19 protein-coding genes are annotated in these 20,133 nt (G+C 72.9%); 9 read left to right on the top strand and 10 right to left on the bottom strand.

Translation table 11 applies throughout. The features are described from left to right. Window positions 1-58 precede the first annotated feature (58 nt). Genes HZS56_RS32995 through HZS56_RS32980 form a run of 4 tightly spaced genes read right to left on the bottom strand, consistent with a single transcriptional unit; the run spans window position 59 to window position 4,124 of the window. Window positions 59-1,507, bottom strand: coding sequence for a sensor histidine kinase (locus HZS56_RS32995; protein ID WP_216724497.1), 1,449 nt, complete (start codon window positions 1,505-1,507; stop codon window positions 59-61). Continuing rightward, window positions 1,508-2,257 carry a response regulator transcription factor gene (locus tag HZS56_RS32990; RefSeq protein ID WP_216724496.1) on the bottom strand — a complete coding sequence of 250 codons (750 nt, stop codon included), beginning with the start codon at window positions 2,255-2,257 and terminating at the stop codon, window positions 1,508-1,510. Between the two features lie 50 nt (window positions 2,258-2,307). Next, window positions 2,308-3,015, bottom strand: a complete 708-nt coding sequence (locus HZS56_RS32985) for a CE1759 family FMN reductase (RefSeq protein ID WP_216724495.1) — start codon at window positions 3,013-3,015, stop codon at window positions 2,308-2,310. Continuing rightward, on the bottom strand, window positions 3,012-4,124 hold the full coding sequence (locus HZS56_RS32980; RefSeq protein WP_216724494.1) for an LLM class flavin-dependent oxidoreductase: 1,113 nt from the start codon (window positions 4,122-4,124) through the stop codon (window positions 3,012-3,014). The genes HZS56_RS32985 and HZS56_RS32980 overlap by 4 nt, the downstream gene beginning before the upstream one ends. A gap of 166 nt (window positions 4,125-4,290) precedes the next feature. Here HZS56_RS32980 and HZS56_RS32975 point away from each other — a divergent pair, with 166 nt between their 5' ends. Further along, window positions 4,291-4,629 (top strand): YnfA family protein, encoded by a 339-nt coding sequence (locus tag HZS56_RS32975; protein ID WP_114532610.1) that lies wholly within the window; start codon window positions 4,291-4,293, stop codon window positions 4,627-4,629. Between the two features lie 84 nt (window positions 4,630-4,713). Continuing rightward, the gene (locus tag HZS56_RS32970) at window positions 4,714-5,493 is read left to right on the top strand and encodes an SDR family NAD(P)-dependent oxidoreductase (RefSeq protein WP_216724493.1); all 780 of its coding nucleotides are present in this window, start codon (window positions 4,714-4,716) and stop codon (window positions 5,491-5,493) included. Window positions 5,494-5,574: 81 nt separating this feature from the next. On the opposite strand, the gene HZS56_RS32965 is transcribed toward HZS56_RS32970, so the two are convergent. Then, window positions 5,575-6,768, bottom strand: coding sequence for an RtcB family protein (locus HZS56_RS32965; RefSeq protein ID WP_216724492.1), 1,194 nt, complete (start codon window positions 6,766-6,768; stop codon window positions 5,575-5,577). Window positions 6,769-6,972: 204 nt separating this feature from the next. Between HZS56_RS32965 and HZS56_RS32960 the strand changes: the two genes are divergently transcribed. The 3 genes from HZS56_RS32960 (at window position 6,973) to HZS56_RS32950 (ending at window position 10,464) form a co-directional block, all read left to right on the top strand. Beyond that, the gene (locus HZS56_RS32960; RefSeq protein WP_216724491.1) at window positions 6,973-7,899 is read left to right on the top strand and encodes a DUF3558 domain-containing protein; all 927 of its coding nucleotides are present in this window, start codon (window positions 6,973-6,975) and stop codon (window positions 7,897-7,899) included. 193 nt (window positions 7,900-8,092) lie between these two features. Continuing rightward, complete coding sequence (locus HZS56_RS32955; protein ID WP_216724490.1) at window positions 8,093-8,938, top strand: DUF3558 family protein; 846 nt, start codon at window positions 8,093-8,095, stop codon at window positions 8,936-8,938. Between the two features lie 98 nt (window positions 8,939-9,036). Next, entirely contained in the window at window positions 9,037-10,464 is a 1,428-nt protein-coding gene (locus tag HZS56_RS32950; RefSeq protein ID WP_216724489.1) for a DUF2637 domain-containing protein, read from the top strand. Between the two features lie 70 nt (window positions 10,465-10,534). Here HZS56_RS32950 and lysS read toward each other — a convergent pair whose 3' ends face one another. Further along, the gene (lysS, locus tag HZS56_RS32945; protein WP_216724488.1) at window positions 10,535-12,304 is read right to left on the bottom strand and encodes a lysine--tRNA ligase; all 1,770 of its coding nucleotides are present in this window, start codon (window positions 12,302-12,304) and stop codon (window positions 10,535-10,537) included. A gap of 194 nt (window positions 12,305-12,498) precedes the next feature. Between lysS and argS the strand changes: the two genes are divergently transcribed. Then, on the top strand, window positions 12,499-14,259 hold the full coding sequence (gene argS, locus HZS56_RS32940; protein WP_216724487.1) for an arginine--tRNA ligase: 1,761 nt from the start codon (window positions 12,499-12,501) through the stop codon (window positions 14,257-14,259). 90 nt (window positions 14,260-14,349) lie between these two features. Here the strand turns inward: argS and HZS56_RS32935 are convergent, their stop codons facing one another. Continuing rightward, window positions 14,350-14,766, bottom strand: a complete 417-nt coding sequence (locus HZS56_RS32935; protein ID WP_216724486.1) for a peptidoglycan-binding domain-containing protein — start codon at window positions 14,764-14,766, stop codon at window positions 14,350-14,352. Between the two features lie 306 nt (window positions 14,767-15,072). On the opposite strand from HZS56_RS32935, the gene HZS56_RS32930 reads away from it, so the two are divergent. Next, complete coding sequence (locus tag HZS56_RS32930; RefSeq protein ID WP_216724485.1) at window positions 15,073-15,870, top strand: peptidoglycan-binding protein; 798 nt, start codon at window positions 15,073-15,075, stop codon at window positions 15,868-15,870. Next, window positions 15,867-16,727, top strand: a complete 861-nt coding sequence (locus HZS56_RS32925; protein ID WP_216724484.1) for a helix-turn-helix domain-containing protein — start codon at window positions 15,867-15,869, stop codon at window positions 16,725-16,727. Before HZS56_RS32930 ends, HZS56_RS32925 begins: the two co-directional genes overlap by 4 nt. Before the next feature lie 27 nt (window positions 16,728-16,754). On the opposite strand, the gene HZS56_RS32920 is transcribed toward HZS56_RS32925, so the two are convergent. From HZS56_RS32920 to HZS56_RS38590, 3 genes are all read right to left on the bottom strand, one after another. Continuing rightward, on the bottom strand, window positions 16,755-17,978 hold the full coding sequence (locus tag HZS56_RS32920) for an aminotransferase-like domain-containing protein (protein WP_216724483.1): 1,224 nt from the start codon (window positions 17,976-17,978) through the stop codon (window positions 16,755-16,757). Window positions 17,979-18,089: 111 nt separating this feature from the next. Next, window positions 18,090-18,992, bottom strand: coding sequence for an SAM-dependent methyltransferase (locus HZS56_RS32915; protein WP_216724482.1), 903 nt, complete (start codon window positions 18,990-18,992; stop codon window positions 18,090-18,092). Between the two features lie 128 nt (window positions 18,993-19,120). Then, window positions 19,121-19,705, bottom strand: a complete 585-nt coding sequence (locus HZS56_RS38590) for an ATP-binding protein (RefSeq protein WP_253915293.1) — start codon at window positions 19,703-19,705, stop codon at window positions 19,121-19,123. Between the two features lie 94 nt (window positions 19,706-19,799). On the opposite strand from HZS56_RS38590, the gene HZS56_RS38585 reads away from it, so the two are divergent. Continuing rightward, a complete protein-coding gene (locus HZS56_RS38585) occupies window positions 19,800-19,997 on the top strand; it encodes a hypothetical protein (RefSeq protein WP_253915292.1) in 198 nt (65 codons plus the stop codon). Window positions 19,998-20,133: the final 136 nt, after the last annotated feature.

Below are 20,133 nucleotides of genomic sequence, written 5' to 3'. Positions count from 1 at the left end.
GCCACGCCCTACGCCCCCTATGCCCCCTACGCCACCCCCAGCGCCGCCACGCGCGCCGTCACGCCCGGCCGTCGTCCCCGGTCTCCGGCGGTTCCGCCGGACCCGCGCCCACCGTGAAGCCGATCACCGATCCGCCTCCGTCCCGCCGGTGGGCGAAGGGTGCCCCGCCGTGGGCCTGGGCCACCTCGCGCACGATGGACAGGCCGAGCCCCGAGCCCGGCTGGGAACGGGCCTCGGCGGCGCGGTAGAAGCGGTCGAAGACGCGGGTCAGGTCCGCTTCGCCGATGCCGGGGCCGCGGTCCAGGACCTCGACGCGGATCGGCCCCGGTACGGCGGGCCCGGCGACGGCGACCTCGATGGGACCGGTGCCGCCGGGGTCGAACTTCGCGGCGTTCTCGACCAGGTTGGAGAGGGCCCGGGTGAGCAGGGCGGGCCGTCCGTCGGTCGCGGTGACGCCGCAGGTCCGTACGCGGATCTCCCGGCCGGTGCGGCGCCGGGCCAGCGCCGCCACGTCCTGGGCGACGCGGGCCAGGTCGACCGGCTGCGGTGGCTCGCCCTCGGCCTGGCCGGCCGCCAGCTCGACCAGTTCGTTGACCAGGTCGGTCAGCTCGCGGGCCTCCTGCCCCAGGTCCGCGACGAGTTCCTCGCGGGCACCGGGCGGCAGCTCGTCGATCCGGCGCAGCAGGGAGATGTTGGTGCGCAGTGAGGTCAGCGGCGTCCGCAGCTCGTGGCCCGCGTCCTGGACCAGGCGCCGCTGGTCCTCCTCCGACTGGGCGAGGCGGCCCAGCATCAGGTCGAAGGCGCGGCCGAGGCGGCCCACCTCGTCGGGTCCGGTGACCGGGACCTGGACGCCGAGCCTGCGGGTGCGGGCCACCTTCTCGGCGGCGGCGGTGAGGACCACCAGGCGCCGGGTGATCCGCCGGGCCAGCCACCAGCCGAACAGGCCCGCGGCGAGCACCACCGCCGCCATCAGCAGCAGCGTCCGCCGCTGCAGGGCCCGCAGCAGGTCCTCGGTGTCGCTGAACTCCTGCGCCACCTGCACCGCGCCCCGGCCGCCGCCCAGCGAGACGGTTCCGACGCGGAACACGTCGTGGCCCACGTCGACGTCGTCGTGCTCCACCACCCGGCCCGCCGTCCGGGCGCCCGCCGTCCGCCGGTCGGCGTCGGTCACCGGCAGCCGGGGCCCCGCCGGGTCCAGAACCGCGCCGTCGGGACCGAGGATCTGCACGTCGGTGCGGGCGGGCCGCACGATGTCGTGGCCCGGCGCGGAGGAGGTGAAGTCGTCGGGCGTCAGCCGCTGCCGCCGTACCTCGGCCCGCAGGTCCTGGACGGCCCGCTCGAAGACGGACTCCTGGTCCACCCGGACCAGCCGCGCCGCCGCGTTGTACGACAGCCCGCCCACCAGCACCGTGACCACGGCGGTGATCGTCGCGAAGGACACCGCGAACGTCGTCCGCAGGGACAGCAGCCGGGGCCGGTGCCCGTGCCCGTACGGAGCGGCGCCCACTCAGTCCGCCCGCAGCACGTAACCGACGCCGCGCACCGTCTGGATCAGCTGCGGGGCGCCCGGCTGGTCGAGCTTGCGGCGCAGGTAGCCGACGTAGACGGCGAGGTTCTTGGAGCCCGGCCCGAAGTCGTAGCCCCAGATGCGGTCGTAGATCGTGGAGTGGTCGAGCACGATGCCCGCGTTGCGGACCAGCAGCTCCAGGAGCTCGAACTCGGTGCGGGTCAGCTCCAGCTCGCGCCCGTCCCGCCAGGCGCGGCGGGCCTGCGGGTCCATGCGCAGCCCCTCGGCCGCCAGCTCCGGGACGGCCCGTTCGGCGTCCGCCCCGTCGGAGCCCGGGGCGGCGGACGCGGCGTCGGGCTCCGTACGGTCGGCGCGGTCGGCGCGGTCGGTACGGCGCAGGAGGGCGCGCAGCCGCGCGAAGACCTCCTCGACGTCGAAGGGCTTGACGACGTAGTCGTCGGCACCCGCGTCCAGGCCCGCGATCCGGTCGGCGGTCTCCACCAGCGCCGTCAGCATCAGGATCGGCGTGGAGTCGCCCTCGGCGCGCAGCACCCGGCAGACCTGGAGGCCGTCGATGCCGGGCATCATCACGTCCAGGACGAGGACGTCCGGCCGCCCGCGGTGGGCCTGCGCCAGCGCCTCGACGCCGTCGGCGACCGCGGTGACCCGGTAGCCCTCCAGGGTGAGCGCGCGCTCCAGGGCGTGCCTGATGGCGCGGTCGTCTTCGGCGAGCAGCACGGTCCGGGGCACCCGCCCAGTCTGCCAAGGCCGGCGGCGCGGCGGCGGGAGGGTCCCGCTTCTTACCGTGCTCTCACCCCCCCGGGCCGCAGCGCCGCCAGGCGCTCCGCGAACGGCGTGACCTCCTCGAAGGAGTCCCGCTCCGGCCGCGGCGCACGTGCCGTGGAGAGCCCCGCCGCGAGCGCCGCCAGCTCGCCCCCGGCCCGTTCGATCCGGGCGTCGAGGCCTTCGGCGCCCCAGTCCTCGGAGGCGGCGTAGACGCCGGTGGGTACGACGACGGCCCTCAGGTGGGCGAAGAGCGGCCGCAGCGCGTGGTCGAGCGCCAGGGAGTGCCGGGCGGTGCCGCCGGTGGCGCCGATCAGCACCGGCTTCCCGGTCAGCGCGTCCTCGTCGGTGACGCCCAGCGCGTCGAAGAACGACTTGAACAGCCCGCTGTACGACGCCGAGAACACCGGCGTCACCACGATCAGCCCGTCCGCCCCGGCGACCGCCGCGAACGCGTCGGCGAGCGGCGGCGCGGGGAAGCCGTTGGTGAAGGTGTGCGCGATGTCGACGGCGAGGTCGCGCAGCTCGACCACCCGCACCTCGGCCGGGGACTCCCCGGCGGAGGCAGCGGCGGAGGCAGCGGCGGAGGCGGAGGCGGAGGCGGAGGCGGAGGCGGAGGCGGAGGCGGAGGCGGAGGCGGTGACGGTGGCCGCGGCCAGCCGGTCGGCGAGCAGCCGGGTGGAGGACGGGACGCTCAGCCCCGCGGAGACGACGACGAGCTTCATGCCCGCGCTCCTTCCTGCTCCTGCTTCTCCTGGCCGGCGGCCTTGGCGGCCAGCAGCGACGCGTGGGTCGGCGCGTCCGGCACGTTCGCCGGGCGGTTCTTGGCGAACTCCTCGCGCAGCACCGGCACGACCTCCTCGCCGAGCAGGTCGAGCTGCTCGAGGACGGTCTTCAGCGGCAGCCCCGCGTGGTCCATCAGGAACAGCTGGCGCTGGTAGTCACCGGCGTAGTCGCGGAAGGCGAGGGTCTTCTCGATCACCTGCTGCGGCGAGCCCACGGTCAGCGGCGTCTGCTCGGTGAAGTCCTCCAGCGACTGCCCGTGCCCGTAGACCGGCGCGACGTCGAAGTACGGGCGGAACTCGCGCACCGCGTCCTGGCTGTTCCGCCGCATGAACACCTGGCCGCCGAGGCCGACGACCGCCTGCTCGGGCGTGCCGTGGCCGTAGTGGGCGTAGCGGGCCCGGTACAGCTCGACCATGCGCTTGGTGTGGTCGGCGGGCCAGAAGATGTTGTTGTGGAAGAAGCCGTCGCCGTAGTACGCGGCCTGCTCGGCGATCTCCGGGGAGCGGATGGAGCCGTGCCACACGAAGGGCGCGACGCCGTCCAGCGGCCGGGGCGTGGAGGTGAAGCCCTGCAGCGGCGTACGGAACGTGCCCTCCCAGTTCACGACGTCCTCGCGCCACAGGCGGTGCAGCAGGTTGTAGTTCTCGACCGCGAGGTTGATGCCCTCGCGGATGTCCTTGCCGAACCAGGGGTAGACGGGCCCGGTGTTGCCGCGCCCCATCATCAGGTCCACCCGGCCGTCGGCCAGGTGCTGGAGCATCGCGAAGTCCTCGGCGATCTTCACCGGGTCGTTGGTGGTGATCAGCGTGGTGGAGGTGGACAGGACCAGCCGCTCGGTGCGGGCCGCAATGTAGCCGAGCATGGTCGTCGGCGAGGACGGCACGAAGGGCGGGTTGTGGTGCTCGCCGGTCGCGAAGACGTCGAGCCCGACCTCCTCGGCCTTGAGCGCGATGGCGACCATGGCCTTGATGCGCTCACGCTCGGTCGGCGTGCGCCCCGTGGTCGGGTCGGGCGTGACGTCGCCGACGCTGAAGATGCCGAACTGCATGATCGCTCAACCTCCAAGTTGTTTACGGTTCAACTATACCCGCAAACGGAAGGCACCCGGCCGATATTCCGGCCCCGGCGGACCGGCCCCGGCGGCCCGGCCTGCCTCGCGCGGCCCGGCCCGGCCCGCGGGGCCCGTACGGAACGGCCCGTGCGAAGCTGCCCCCATGCTCGTCCTCCGCTCCGCCGCCCTGTTCGTCGTCGCCGCCCTCTTCGAGATCGGCGGTGCCTGGCTGGTCTGGCAGGGCGTGCGCGAACAGCGCGGCTGGCTGTGGGCGGCCGGCGGCGTCCTCGCCCTCGGCGCCTACGGCTTCGTCGCCACCTTCCAGCCCGACGCCCACTTCGGCCGCATCCTCGCCGCGTACGGCGGGATCTTCGTGGCCGGCTCGATCCTGTGGGGCGTGGTCGCCGACGGCTACCGCCCCGACCGCTGGGACATCACCGGGGCGCTGGTCTGCCTGGCCGGAATGGCCGTGATCATGTGGGCGCCGCGCAACGGCGGCTGACTACCCTGGGCCACGACCACCGCACCGCCCTCGCGAACACCCGCGACAGCCTGCGAACACCCGCGAACACCTCAGGAGCAGCCCATGGCCCCCGCAGCCGTCCCGTCCGCCGCCTCCCGCATCGCCGTCGTCACCGGTGCGAGCAGCGGCATCGGCGCCGCCACGGCCCGGCAGCTCGCCGCCGCCGGCTACCGCGTCGTCCTCACCGCCCGCCGCAAGGACCGCATCGAGGCACTGGCCGCGGAGATCGAGGCAGCCGGTCACCAGGCGACGGCCTACGCCCTGGACGTCACGGACCGTGCGGCGGTCGACGAGTTCGCCACGGCGTTCCGGACCATCGGCGTCCTGGTCAACAACGCGGGCGGCGCGCTCGGCGCCGACCCGGTGGCCACCGGCGACCCCGAGGACTGGCGCCGCATGTACGAGACGAACGTCCTCGGCACCCTCAACCTCACCCAGGCCCTGCTCCCCCGCCTCGAGGCGAGCGGCGACGGCACGGTGGTGGTCGTCTCCTCCACCGCCGGTCACGCCACCTACGAGGGCGGCGCGGGCTACGTCGCCGCCAAGCACGCCGAACACGTCCTCGCCGAGACCCTGCGCCTGGAGATCGTCGGCCGCCCGGTGCGCGTCGTCGAGGTCGCGCCCGGCATGGTGAAGACCGACGAGTTCGCCCTGACCCGCTTCGCCGGCGACACGGAGAAGGCGGCCAAGGTCTACCAGGGCGTCGCCGAGCCCCTGACCGCCGACGACGTCGCCGACACCATCACGTGGGCCGTCACCCGCCCCGCCCACGTCAACATCGACCTCCTGGTCGTCCGCCCCCGCGCCCAGGCCTCGAACACGAAGGTGCACCGGGAGGCGTAGCACCGCCCCCTCCCCCGGGGGCGGCGGGCCCTCTCTCCCCTCCGGGGGCTGCGGCGGGCTCCCCTCGGGGCGGCGGGCGCGTCAGCCCTTCACGCAGACGACCTGCTTCAGCTGCGCCACGACCTCGACCAGGTCGCGCTGCTGGTCGATGACCTGGTCGATCGGCTTGTAGGCGCCCGGGATCTCGTCCACGACGCCCGAGTCCTTGCGGCACTCCACACCCCGCGTCTGCTCCTCCAGGTCCCTGGTGGAGAAGCGCCGCTTGGCGGCGTTCCGGCTCATGCGCCGACCGGCGCCGTGGGAGGCGGAGTTGAAGGACTCGGCGTTGCCGAGACCCTTCACTATGTACGAACCCGTACCCATGGAACCGGGGATGATCCCGTAGTCCCCGGCCCCCGCGCGGATCGCGCCCTTGCGGGTCACGAGCAGGTCCATGCCGTCGTAGCGCTCCTCGGCCACGTAGTTGTGGTGGCAGGAGATCTCCGGCTCGAAGACCGGCCTGGCCTTCTTGAACTCCTTGCGGACCACGTCCTTGAGGAGCGCCATCATCAGGGTGCGGTTGTACTTCGCGTACTCCTGCGCCCAGAACAGGTCGTTGCGGTACGCCGCCATCTGCGGGGTGTCCGCGACGAACACCGCGAGGTCGCGGTCGACGAGGCCCTGGTTGTGCGGGAGCCTCTGGGCGATGCCGATGTGGTGCTCGGCCAGTTCCTTGCCGATGTTGCGGGAACCGGAGTGGAGCATCAGCCACACAGAACCGGTCGAATCCGTGCAAACCTCAACAAAATGGTTGCCGCTTCCGAGCGTACCCATCTGCTTTCCGGCCCGCTCGTGACGGAACTTGACCGCATCGGCCACTCCGTCGAACCGCCCCCAGAAGTCGTCCCATCCGCTCGTCGCCAGCCCGTGGAAGCGCCCCGGCTCGACCGGGCTGTCGTGCATGCCCCGCCCCACCGGGATCACCTGCTCGATCTTCGAGCGCAGCCGCGAGAGGTCGCCCGGCAGGTCGTTCGCCGTCAGGGAGGTCCGCACGGCGGACATGCCGCAGCCGATGTCGACACCCACCGCCGCCGGGCACACCGCGCCGCGCATCGCGATCACGGAGCCGACGGTCGCCCCCTTGCCGTAGTGCACGTCCGGCATCACCGCCAGGCCCTTGATCCACGGCAGGGTCGCCACGTTGCGCAGCTGCTGCAGCGCGCCTTCCTCGACCGTCGCCGGGTCGGTCCACATCCGGATCGGCACCTTCGCGCCCGGCATCTCCACGTACGACATAACGCCTCATCCCCCGTAGAAAAGACAGAAGTGATACAGCGCAAAAACCGTCACCGAAGGTGCCCAAAGGGGTGACCGACCGGCGTTCACGGCAGCGCGTGCGATACACATTGTCTGCAGGGGGCGCCCCCGTGCGGCAAACGAATAACCAGCGGGGACACTGGAGTCCCCCACCACAGCCACCCCGGCGAGAGGAGCCGCACCGTGCAGCGGAAGGCCTACGTACCCGGCGTCGCCGCCCTGCTCGCGGCGTTGCTGGCCGGCTGCACCGGCGGCTCGGGCGACGGCGCCACGGCGGACGACTCCAACCCCGGGCAGCCCGGGGTCACCACCGAGGCGGCCGAGCCCGGCAAGTACCGGACCCTTCCGGAGCCCTGCGGCGCGGTCGGGGACAAGACGCTCGACTCGCTCCTGCCCGGCATCGAGGAGATCACGGACGAGGAGCAGCGCGAGAAGGCGTACGCGGGCGAACCGACGCTCGCCTACGACACGGACCGCAAGGTCGGCTGCCGCTGGAAGGTCGACTCGGCCGACGCCACCGACCACCTCTTCGTCGACTTCGAGCGGGTGGTGTCGTACGACAGCTCGGTGAGCGACGACGACCAGGCGGAGCAGCTGTTCGCGAAGCAGGTGGAGGCGGCCGACCTGCCGGAACCGGTCACCTCGGAGCCGGAGTCGGAGCCGGCCTCGGCATCCGGGTCGGAGTCGGGATCCGAGACCGGTTCCGCGTCCGAGTCGGGGTCCGAATCGGGCTCCGGGTCCGGGGCGCCGTCCGCCACCGCGTCGCCCGGCGCGTCCTCCGGGCCGCCGTCGGGGCCGGCGTCGGGATCCGCGTCCGGGGCGCCGTCCGGGTCCGCCACGGGTGACGCCTCCTCAGGCCCGTCCGCCGAGCTCCAGCCCCGGCTCCTCGACGACCTGGGCGACGAGGCGTTCCTGGACGACGAGCTGAGCGCGTCCGGTTCGACGGCGAAGCGGCGCACGGTGACTGTGGCGTTCCGCACGTCGAACGTCGTGGTGACCATCGAGTACGCGGAGCAGTCGGCGACGCTCGGAGTCGTGCCGGACAGCGAGGAAATGCAGGACATGGCCCGGAAACTGGCCTCCCAGCTGGCTGATTCGCTCGGCGGTTGAGCCCGCCCCCGGCTCCCCGGTGCCCGCGTGCGGTGCGCCGGAAGAGGGTTCGCACGATTTCTTCACCGCGTACCGTGGCCCCTCGGACCCGTTCCGAACGCAGGACCACGAGTCACATGAGTGCCACGAGTACGCGCAAGTGCACGAGTGCACAAGTGCTACGAGTACGACGAGTACCACGAGTGAAGGAACCATGCAGCTTCGAGCCCAGCGTGACCAGCGAGAGATGCGAGAGAAGCGAGACCAGCGAGTGGCGCGGCGCACCCGCGTCCTCGTCTGCGCGGCCGCCGTCCCCGCCGTGCTGGTGGTGGCCGGCTGCTCCTCGGACTCCGGCTCCGACGACGCCAAGGACAAGGCCGCGAAGGAGTCCGCCGCGTCGAAGTCCGCGAGCCCGTCCCCGACGGTGCAGGCGGCGGCCTACGGGAAGCTTCCGGAGCCGTGCTCGGTGCTGGCGAAGAAGTCGCTGAAGGACCTGGTGCCGAAGGCGGACTCCGGCAAGGAGGGCGGCTCCAACGACACCGCGACGCGCGCCAGTTGCTCCTGGGACAGCCTCGACGACAACGGTGTGGACGGCTCCCAGTTCCGCTGGCTGAGCGTGTCGATGCTGCGCTTCGAGTCGGACGTCACGCGCGGCGCGGGCGACAAGCTGGCGCACGCCAACTACCAGAAGCAGCTGCAGGACGCCCAGGCCACGAAGGACGCGAAGAGCCTGAAGACCGAGCAGGCGGCCGGCACGGGCGACGAGGCCTCCCTCGTGCGCTACGAGCTGAAGAAGAAGGAAGGCACCTTCAAGCAGCAGACGGTGGTGGCGCGGGTCGAGAACGTCGTCGTCACCCTCGACTACAACGGTGCCGGCCTGGCGGGCGAGAAGAGCCCGGACGCCGGTGACATGGTCAAGGACGCGCAGAAGGCGGCCAAGGAGGTGGTGGCCGCGGTGACGAAGGCCAACGCCGCGGGCGGGGACGGCGGCGGCGCGTCGAGCGGTTCGTCCGCGCCGTCCGACGCGGGGTCGAAGTCGGCCTCGGCGTCCGCTTCGTAGTCGGGCTGACGGATCGTATCGACCCACCGGCCACCCGTTCCCCGTACACATGTGCCACTCTGTTGCGCGCAACAACAGGCACTGGGAGGGGAGTACGGGTGGCCGCGCCACTACAGCTGACCCGGACGCATCGCGTTCTCATCGGCATGGTCGTCTTCGGTGCCGTCATCATCGCCGGCATCGGTTTCGCGGGTTCGTACGCGGCGGTGCGGGAACTGGCGCTGAAGAAGGGCTTCGGGAACTTCAGTTACGTCTTCCCGATCGGCATCGACGCGGGCATCTGCGTGCTGCTGGCCCTGGACCTGCTGCTGACCTGGATCCGCATCCCCTTCCCGCTGCTGCGGCAGACGGCCTGGCTGCTGACGGCTGCGACGATCGCCTTCAACGGCGCGGCGGCCTGGCCCGACCCGCTGGGCGTGGGCATGCACGGGGTGATCCCGATCCTGTTCGTGGTCTCCGTGGAGGCCGCCCGGCACGCCATCGGCCGGATCGCCGACATCACCGCCGACAAGCACATGGAGGGCGTCCGCCTCACCCGCTGGATGCTCTCGCCGGTGCCGACCTTCCTGCTGTGGCGCCGTATGAAGCTGTGGGAGCTGCGCTCCTACGAACAGGTCATCAAGCTGGAGCAGGAGCGGCTGGTGTACCAGGCGCGGCTGCGTTCCCGGTTCGGCCGGGCCTGGCGCCGCAAGGCCCCCGTCGAGTCCCTGATGCCGCTGCGCCTGGCCCGCTACGGCGTCCCGCTGGCCCAGACGGCCCCGGCGGGGCTGGCGGCGGCGGGCATCGAACCGGCCCTGCTGCCGCCGGCGCCCCCGCAGACGGCCGCCGACCAGCAGCCGGTGTCCGCGCGCGAGCAGCGCCCCGAACTCGTGAAGGGCGCCGGGACGGAGCCCGCCCCGGGGCGCGCCCGGGAGCAGCACCCACGTCAGCAGCCCGCCCGCGACCCCGACGCCGGAGACCCGTACGCCGGAGACCCGTACGCCGGGGAGCAGCCCGTCGGGGAGGGGCCCGTCGCTGAGGGGGCCGGTCCCGAGCAGAGCCCCTGGTTCAACTCCCGCCAGGTCGCGTACCAGGGCGGCTACGACCCCTCCTACGACCCGGCCGAGCAGTACGCCCAGTGGTACGAGGAGCAGCAGCAGGCCGACCAGTACCGGGACCAGTACGAGGAGGAGCCGCCGCTGCAGGAGCCCTCGCCGGAGGAGACGGGGAGCTTCCCCATACCCGTGGTCCCGGGCCGCACCCGCGAGCTGGGCGAGGGCGGAGGGCCTGCGGCCCCGGAGCCGCAACCGCAACCGCAACCGCAGCCGCAGCCGCAGCCGGATTCGGAGCCGCAGGGTCCGGACGAGGACGCCTACTACCAGGTGTTCAAGCAGTCGATCAACGGCAGCTACCCGACGCCGCGGGAGTTCGGCGACAACGTCGAGGCGACGTTCGGCACACCGCTGGCCGACCACGAGACGAAGCGTCTGGTCACCCAGTTCACCAACCGCCACAGCGCGGAGCTGGAGGAGGACCACATCGCGTGACGCGCCCGCGCACGGTGAAGGGGCGCACGGCACGGTGCCGTACGCCCCTTCACCGCGGTGACGGCGGGTCCTACTCCCCGAGCAGCGTCCGCACCCGCTCCTGCCCCACCGCGAGGAGCAGCGTGGGCAGGCGCGGGCCGGTGTCGCGGCCGACGAGCAGGTGGTAGAGCAGGGCGAAGAACGTCCGCTGGGCGGTCTTGATCTCCGGCGGCAGCTCCTTGGGCGTGGCGTCGGCGGAGTACCCGGCCTGGACCTTGGGGACGCCGTAGACGAGGTGGGTGAGCCCGTCCAGGGACCACTGGCCGGCGAGTCCGTCGAGCAGCAGCCGCAGGGACTGCCGGCTCGGCTCGTCCAGCGACTTCAGCAGCTCGGCGTCCGGCGCGTCGCGCACGACGGTGCGCTGGTCGGCCGGGACGTGGGTGTTGATCCACGCCTCGGCCTTGTCGTAGCGCGGCCGGGCCTGGTCGAGGGAGGCGATGGGGTCGGCCGGGTCCAGCTCGCCGAGGATGCGCAGCGCCTGGTCCTCGTGCCCGGCGGTGACGTCGGCCACGGAGGCGAGCGTGCGGTACGGCAGCGGCCGGGGCGTCCTCGGCAGCTCACCGGCGGCCGTGCCGACGGCCCGCGCGTGGGCGGCGGCGTCGGCGGGCAGCGCGCTGCCGTCGGCGACCTTGGCGTCGAGGCGGTCCCACTCGTCGTACAGCCGCTGGATCTCCTGGTCGAAGGCGATCTTGAAGGACTGGTTGGGGCGGCGCCGCGCGTACAGCCAGCGCAGCAGCTGCGGCTCCATGATCTTCAGCGCGTCGCCCGGGGTGGGCACCCCGCCCTTGGACGAGGACATCTTGGCCATGCCGCTGATGCCGACGAACGCGTACATCGGCCCGATGGGCTGCTCGCCGCCGAAGATGCCGACGATCTGCCCGCCGACCTGGAAGGACGAGCCGGGCGAGGAGTGGTCGACGCCGCTGGGCTCGAACACGACGCCCTCGTAGGCCCAGCGCATCGGCCAGTCGACCTTCCAGACCAGCTTGCCGCGGTTGAACTCGCTCAGCCGCACGGTCTCGGAGAAGCCGCACGCGGTGCACGCGTACGTCAGCTCGGTCGAGTCGTCGTCGTAGGCGGTGACGGTCGTCAGGTCCTTCTCGCAGTTGCCGCAGTACGGCTTGTACGGGTAGTACCCGGCGGAGCCGGAGCTGCCGTCGTCCTCGGCGGCGGCGCCGGAGCCCTCGGCGGCCTCCAGCTCGGCCTCGTCGACGGGCTTCTGCGACTTCTTGCCGGCGGCCTTCGGCCTGGTCCGGTACTGGGCGAGGATCGCGTCGATGTCCTGCCGGTGCTTCATCGCGTGCAGGACCTGCTCGCGGTAGGCACCGGAGGTGTACTGCTCGGTCTGGCTGATGCCGTCGAACTCGACGCCCATCTCGGCGAGCGCGTCGACCATGGCGGCCTTGAAGTGCTCGGCCCAGTTCGGGTGCGGGGAGCCCTTGGGGGCCGGGACGGAGGTCAGCGGCTTGCCGATGTGCTCGGCCCAGGTCTCGTCGACACCGGGGACGCCCGCGGGCACCTTGCGGTAGCGGTCGTAGTCGTCCCAGGAGATCAGGTGCCGCACCCGGTGGCCGCGGCGGCGGATCTCGTCGGCGACCAGGTGCGGGGTCATGACCTCGCGCAGGTTGCCCAGGTGGATGGGGCCGGAGGGGGAGAGTCCGGACGCGACGACGACACGTCCCGAAGCGGTGGCGAGTGACGATTTCGCGCCCGTCGCACGACGCTCCGACTCGGCGACGACCTCGTCCGCGAAACGGGAGACCCAGTCGGTGGTCTCTGTGCTCTGAGCCACGATCGGCACGTCCTCTTCCTGATGCTTCTCGGTGAACGTCTCTCGGAACTTCTCTGCAACCGCTCCGGAGGCAGCCGGTACGGTCGCACGGCTGACCGTTCCATTCTCCCAGCCCGGCCCGCATCCGCGAAAACCGCTTTTCACCGCATGGGATACTCGGCTTCTGTACCACTCCAGAACCCGAGCAGAACGGCAGCCACTCCATGGCCTCGGTCACGTCCCTCAGCGACTCCGTCCAGCAGCAGCTCGCGTCCGCCCTCACGGCCACCCGGCCGGAGGCCGCCGGCGCCGACCCGCTGCTGCGACGCAGCGACCGGGCGGACTACCAGGCCAACGGCATCCTCGCCCTGGCCAAGAAGGCCAAGGCCAATCCGCGGGAGCTGGCCACCGAGGTCGTCGCGCACGTCACCACCGGCGACGAGCTGATCAAGGACGTCGAGGTCTCGGGCCCCGGCTTCCTCAACATCACCGTCGCCGACCGCGCCATCACCGGGAACCTCGCCGCGCGGCTCGCGGACGGCGAGCGTCTCGGCGTGCCCCTGAAGGCGGCCCCGGGCGTCACGGTCGTCGACTACGCCCAGCCGAACGTGGCCAAGGAGATGCACGTCGGCCACCTGCGCTCCGCGGTCATCGGCGACGCCCTGCGCGGCATGCTCGACTTCACCGGCGAGCAGACGGTCGGCCGGCACCACATCGGCGACTGGGGCACCCAGTTCGGCATGCTCATCCAGTACCTGTTCGAGCACCCCGGCGAGCTGGCCCCGGCCGGGGACGTCGACGGCGAGCAGGCCATGTCGAACCTCAACCGGGTGTACAAGGCGTCGCGCGCGGTCTTCGACTCCGACGAGGAGTTCAAGGAGCGGGCCCGCAGGCGGGTCGTCGCCCTGCAGTCCGGCGACAAGGAGACGCTCGAACTGTGGCAGCACTTCGTGGACGAGTCGAAGGTCTACTTCTACTCGGTCTTCGAGAAGCTCGACATGGAGATCCGCGACGAGGAGATCGTCGGCGAGTCCGCGTACAACGAGGGCATGCCCGAGACCGCCCGCCTCCTGGAGGAGTCGGGCGTCGCGGTGCGCTCCGAGGGCGCGCTCGTGGTGTTCTTCGACGAGATCCGCGGCAAGGACGACCAGCCGGTCCCGCTGATCGTGCAGAAGGCCGACGGCGGCTTCGGCTACGCGGCCTCCGACCTGACCGCGATCCGCAACCGCGTCCAGGACCTGCACGCGACCACGCTGCTGTACGTCGTCGACGTACGCCAGTCCCTGCACTTCCGGATGGTCTTCGAGACCGCCCGCCGGGCCGGCTGGCTCGGCGACGGCGTCACCGCGCACAACATGGGCTACGGCACGGTGCTCGGCGCGGACGGCAAGCCCTTCAAGACGCGTGCGGGAGAGACCGTACGCCTGGAGGACCTGCTGGACGAGGCCGTGCAGCGGGCGGCGGAGGTCGTGCGGGAGAAGGCGCGGGACCTCACCGAGGACGAGATCCGGGAGCGGGCCGCGCAGGTCGGCATCGGGGCCGTGAAGTACGCGGACCTGTCGACGTCGCCGAGCCGCGACTACAAGTTCGACCTGGACCAGATGGTCTCGCTCAACGGCGACACCAGCGTGTACCTCCAGTACGCCTACGCCCGTATCCGGTCCATCCTCCGCAAGGCCGGCGAGGTCCGTCCGGCCGCCCACCCGGAGCTGGAGCTGCACGAGGCGGAGCGCGCGCTGGGCCTGCACCTGGACGCGTTCGGGGACACGGTCTTCGAGGCGGCCGTGGAGTACGCCCCGCACAAGCTGGCCGCGTACCTGTACCAACTGGCGTCGCTGTACACGGCGTTCTACGACAAGTGCCCGGTCCTGAAGGCCGGGACGCCGGAGCAGGTGGAGAACCGGCTGTTCCTGTGCGACATCACGGCCGGCACCCTGCACCGGGGCATGGCCCTGCTGGGCATCAGGACGCCCGAGCGGCTCTGAGCGCCGGGGGGTCGCAGACAGACACGTGCGGCCCGTCCTCTCCCCCGTGGGAGGACGGGCCGCACGCGCGAACGACCTTCGGTCCGCGGCCTACCAGAACGTGCGCAGGTACGGCCAGGACTGCGGACCGGGCAGGCCGTCGACGCTGAGGACCGTCCGCCCGTACACCTTGTTCACGTCCGTCTGGAACTGCCTCATGGCCTTCTTCGAGTTGGTTCCGAAGATGCCGTCGACCGTGCCGGTCGGGTAGCCCATCGCCTTGAGGATGCACTGGGCCTCGATGCCCGCGCTGGTGACCGACCCGGACGACGGGACGACGCTGTTGCCGCTGTAGTAGCCGGCCTGCTTCTTGCCGTTGACGTTCTTGATCGAGCAGGAATAGGCCTGCGCGGAGGCGACGCTGTCGCCGCCCTGCTGCGCGGCCGTGGCCGTGGCCGGCACGGCGAGGGCGGTGCCGAGGGCCGCCGCGGCAACCAGCATCGAGACGCGCTTGCGGGTGACGGTCATGGTCTCTCCCCTTCCGGTGGACGGAGCCGACCGCACCGGCCGGCTCGACAACGAGACTGCGGCCCCGTCGGCCCGGCCTGCCACTGCCGCCCCGGAACTGACGTCCGCACGGGACGTCCCACCCGCTGACCTGCGGGGACGTCGGCCGCGGAGTCGGTACGGCGGGACAGCGGGACGGCGGGACGGGGTGGCCGATTCCGGTTGGTGCGGGAACCGTGCCCCGGTGGGCCGCGTTGTCGCTGATGCAGAATGAGGCCGGGGGAACGGAAATCTGGACCAGCGAGCCCGGACGCGAGTGGGGGGAACATGTCGCGTTGGAAAGAGCTGCCTGCGGAGCTGGACCCGCGAGTGAGCCAGTTGGTGGTGCGATTACGGCGGCTGAAGGACCACGGCGGACTGAGCATGCGGCAGCTGGCCGCCAAGACGGGGTACAGCGCCAAGTCGTGGGAGCGCTATCTGGGCGGCCGGTCGCTGCCGCCCCGGGAGGCCGTCGAGGCGATGGCCCGGATCGCCGGTGAGGACCCGACCCGGCTGCTCGCGCTGCACGAGGTCGCCGCCGAGCACTGGTCGCGGACGCGCGGCGTCGCGCTCGGGGAGCCGGAGCCCGACGAGGCGACCGGGCCCGCGGGCCCGAGCGAGGTGACCGCCACCCGCAGGTCACGTCCCGCCGTGGTCGCGGGTGCGGTGGCCCTGGTGCTGGCCGTGGCCGCGGCCGTCCTGCTGACGGTGCGCTTCACCTCCGGCTCCGGCGACGGCGGCTCCGACGGACACCCCGCGGCGGCCTCGGCCGCGCCGGCCACCGCGTCGGCCTCCGGGTCCAAGGTCGTCTACCAGTGCCGGGTCCGGCAGGAGGACGGCCGCTGGTACGCGGGCAACAGCCGCACCCAGGACGCCGTCGTGGCCTTCGGCGAGGCCGGTCCCGAGGTGGCCGAGGTCCAGTGCCTGCTGGACCGGGCGGACCTCTCGCCGGGTGAGATCGACGGCATCTTCGGCCCGCTGACGCAGCGCGCGGTCAAGCGCGTCCAGCAGCGCGACGGGCTGGTCGTCGACGGCATCGTCGGCCCGCACACCTGGCAGGCGCTGAGGGGGACGGCACCGCGTTGACACCGGAAGCGTCCCCGGAACGCACCCGTCTGACCGCGGCGCTGCGGGAACTGCGCACGCGCACGGGCCTGAGCCTTGCGGCGCTGGCGGAGCGCACCCCGTACAGCAAGTCGTCCTGGGAGCGCTATCTCAACGGCCGGACGCTGCCCCCGCGCCGGGCGGTGCAGGACCTGTGCCGGCTGGCCCGGGAGCCGGAGGGACGGCTGCTGGCGCTGTGGGAGATCGCGGAGTCGCAGTGGAGCGGACGCGCGGCGCAACCGGCCCCCGCCCCGCCCTCGCAGCCTCCGCCGTCTGAACCGCCTCCCGAGCCCCCGTCGCCGTCGTCGTCGCCCGAGCCCCCGCAGAAGCCGGCGGCGGCCCGCCCGGACCGCAGGCGACTGGCGACGGTGCTGGCGTCCGTGTGCGCGGTCACCGTCGGCGGCGTCACCGCGGCGCTCGTCCTGCTGCCGCACCGCCAGAACACGACGGACCCGCCGTCCACCGCCCCGTCCGCACCCGGCCCCCGCTGCCGGGGCGCCACCTGCGAGGGCCAGGACCCGATCCACATGTTCTGCGGAGCGGGCCCCGACACCCTCACCACGGAGCGCACCAGCACCGGCGCCCAGGTGGAACTGCGCTACAGCCCCCGGTGCGACGCCAGTTGGGCCCGGATGTGGCGGACGAGCGTCGGCGACCGGCTGGAGATGACGGCGGACGGCCCGACCCGTCACGCGGAGGTCGCCGACGAGGTCGACACCAGGTCCTACGTCTACACGGTCATGACCGCCACCCGCCCCGGCACCGTCGTCCGGGCCTGCTTCCGGCCCGCCTCGGCCGACGGCGAACGGGAGTGCGTCGACGCCCGCGTGGCCGGTTGAGCACGTACGGACACACCGGCGGTATCGCTACCGCAGCGCCTCACCCAGCCGCCGCAGGCCCTCCGCGATCTCGTCCGGTGTCTGGGTGACGTAGCACAGCCGCAGCGTCGCGCGGTCCGGCTCGCCCGCGTGGAAGGGGGCGCCCGGGACGTACGCGACGTCGTGCCGGACGACGTCGGGGAGCAGCGCGGTGGTGTCGTACGAGGCGGGCAGCCGGGCCCACAGGAACATGCCGCCCTCGGGGCGGGTCCACGACGACCCCGCCGGGAGGGCGTCCGCGAGGCCCGCGAGCATGGCGTCCCGGCGGACCGCGTAGGCGGCGGCGACGCGCGTGACGTGCGCGTCCAGGTCGCGGTCGGCGAGGTAGCGGGCGGCGGCGAGCTGGTTGAGGGTCGGGGTGTGCAGGTCGGCGGCCTGCTTGGCGACCGCGCAGGCCCGGCGCAGTCCGGCGGGCGCCCGCAGCCAGCCCAGGCGCAGGCCGGGCGCCATGACCTTGGAGAAGGAGCCCAGCAGTACGGTCCGGTCCCGGGCCCCCTCGTAGGAGGCGATCCACGGCACCCGCTCGCCCTCGAAGCGCAGTTCCCCGTACGGGTCGTCCTCGACGATCCACAGCCCGCACCGTCCGGCGACCTCGGCCACGGCGGCACGGCGGGCGGCCGGCAGGGTGCGCCCGGTGGGGTTGGAGAAGGTGGGGACCGTGTAGAGCAGCTTGGGGCGCTCGCGCACCACCAGCTCCTCCAGTGCCGCGGGGTCGATGCCGTCCTCGTCGCCCGGCACGGCCACCACCCGGGCGCCCGCGAAGCCGAAGGCCTGGAGCGCGGCCAGGTAGCAGGGGCTCTCGACGAGGACGGTGTCGCCGGGTTCGAGCAGGGCGGTGGCCAGGAGCGACAGGGCCTGCTGGGAACCGGTGGTGACGAGGATGTCGTCGGCGCCGGTGCCGAGCCCGCGGGCCGAGGTGCGGTCGGCGAGCGCGGCCCGCAGGGTGGGCTCGCCCTCGGTGGTGGAGTACTGCAGGGCCCGCGCGGGCACCTCGGCGAGGACGGCCCGGTACGCCTCGGCGATGCCGTCGGCGTCGAACAGCTCGGGGGCGGGCAGTCCGCCCGCGAAGTTGATCACCTCGGGGCGGGCGGTGACGGCGAGGATGTCCCGTACGGGCGACCCACCGGTCGACCGGGCCCGCGCGGCGAGCTGCGGCGGCGGAGCGAGGGCAACGGTGGTGGCGGCGGCGGGCGGGATCTCGGTCGCGGTCATGTCCGCAGCGTAAGGAAACATGTGCCCCCTACAAGAGACTTTCCGCGATCCGGACACCGGTACCCGCCGGCCGACGGCCGTCGCCTGCGGACCGGCGGGGCGGGGGAGGTGTCAGGCCTTGACGCCCAGCCCCCCGTACACGTTGATGTCGGCGTCCGTGACGTCGTTGATGTCCTGGTAGCGGACCCGCTCGATGGCGTCGAGCGAGTCCAGGTACGCCTCCTCCGGCTGCTCCGGCACGGGCGCCGCGTGGTCCGGCCGCCAGCGGTGCACGGGCACGACACCCGGCGCGGCGAGCGCGGCGCCGCTGTCGGCGAAGAAGCGCTCCACGTCCTTCCGGGACCGCAGGACGAAGGTGAAGCCGCGCTCGGTGTAGGTCCGCTGGACCGCGCGCACGTTCTCCGGGTTGAGGTCCTCGGTGAGGTGGCTGAGGACGAGCCGGCTCCCGGCGGGCAGCGCGCCGGCCAGCTCGCGGACGATCGGGTACGCCTCGTCGTCCTCGACGAAGTGCAGTACGGCGACGAGGCACAGCGCCACGGGCCGGTCGAAGTCGAGGGTCTCGGCGGCCTGTTCGAGGATGCGGGCCGGGTTCCTCAGATCGGCGTCGATGTAGTCCGTACGCCCCTCGGGACCGCTGGTGAGCAGCGCGCGGGCGTGGGCGAGGACGACCGGGTCGTTGTCGACGTAGACGACCCGCGACGCGGGCGCGACGCGCTGGGCGATCTGGTGCACGTTCTCGGCGGTCGGCAGCCCGGTGCCGATGTCGAGGAACTGCCGGATGCCGTCCTCGCGGACGAGCGTGGCCACCGCCCGCCGCAGGAAGTCGCGGTTGTGCCGTACGTCGAGGTAGCCGCGCGGGTTGGCGGCGAGCCCGGCGGCCGCCGCGTCGAGGTCGGCCGCGTAGTGGTCCTTGCCGCCGAGGAAGACGTCGTAGACCCGTGCCGGGTGCGCCTTGCTGCTGTCGATCCGCCTCCGCAGCTCCGCGGGGTCCTGGCTGAGGGCGTCACCGGGCACGGGCGTACCACCTTTCGGACGTCGCCGTGCCGGCGCGCACGGCTCTGGTGCCCAACAACCTAGCGTCCGGGCCGACTTGGCGGTGCCGGCTTGGCTCTTGCAGGCCGCAGGAACCCGTCCGCCCCGTCTCAGCCGTCCTTCATCAGCTCCCAGCCGTCGCCGCCGAGGGGCCACGCGTAGGAGGAGTCGTCCCGGGAGGCGCTGGTGCGGAACGGCTTGCCGTGGTCGTCGACGCGCATGGTGCCGTGCCGGTCGCCGCTGGACCACTCCAGTTCTAGGTACCAGCTGACGTCGTGGCCGCTGGTGTGCGCGTTGACGTAGAAGACCTCCGGATCGGACTCGGTGACGCTGTACGGGAAGTCGCGCTGTCCCCCGATCGGCGTCGCGAGCGGGGTGCCCAGGTCGAGCGAGACGTCGAAGGCCTTGGTGTCCACCTGGCCGCCGCAGCCGTTGCCCATCACGTACTGGTTCCAGTCCAGCGGCGGTCCGCTGCTCACCACGCGGACGTGCAGATCGTTCAGGACGACCGTCCGCGCGCCGGTGCCCTGCACGGTGAGGCGAACCACCTGCCGGTTCGCCGAGACCGCCTTGAGCGGGACGGCCCAGCCGACGGCGCCCTGCAGCGTAGGCGGCTCCGGCACGTTCTTCGGGCTGCGGTCGACCAGGAAGGCGTGGTCGCAGGGCACGTCCCAGTGGTACGGGGTGATCGACACGTTGAACAGGGGCTCGTTGTCGGGTGCTTCGCCACTCGGCCCGGCGGCGCCCGGACGCGACGGTGGGGCGGAGGCGGTCCCGGTCGGGGGCGCGGTGGCGGAGGCGGACGGCGACGAGGAGTCGCTGCCGCTCGGGGACGGCGACCCGGCGGGGCTCCCGGAAACCGGCGGCGCGGAACTCTGCGCGACGGCCCCGGCAGGGCCGCGGTCCTCGGTCTCGCCCGGTTTCGACAGGAGGTTCAGCGCGAGCGCGACGGCGGCACTGACGGCGACGACACCGGTCGCGGCGTAGAGCGCGAGGCGCGGGACGCGCCGGCGGGGCGGGGCGGGGTCGGTGGGGGCGGTGGGGGGGGGGGGGTGGGGGGGGGGGGGGGGGGGGGTAGTGTTTGGGGGGGGGGGGGGCGGGGGGGGGGGGGCGGGGGGGTTGG

It is taken from the genome of Streptomyces mayonensis (assembly GCF_018982965.1).
Taxonomy (GTDB): Bacteria; Actinomycetota; Actinomycetes; order Streptomycetales; family Streptomycetaceae; genus Streptomyces; species Streptomyces mayonensis.
The sequence above is the reverse complement of the archived record's forward strand: the minus strand, read 5'-3'. Positions and strand labels throughout refer to the sequence as shown.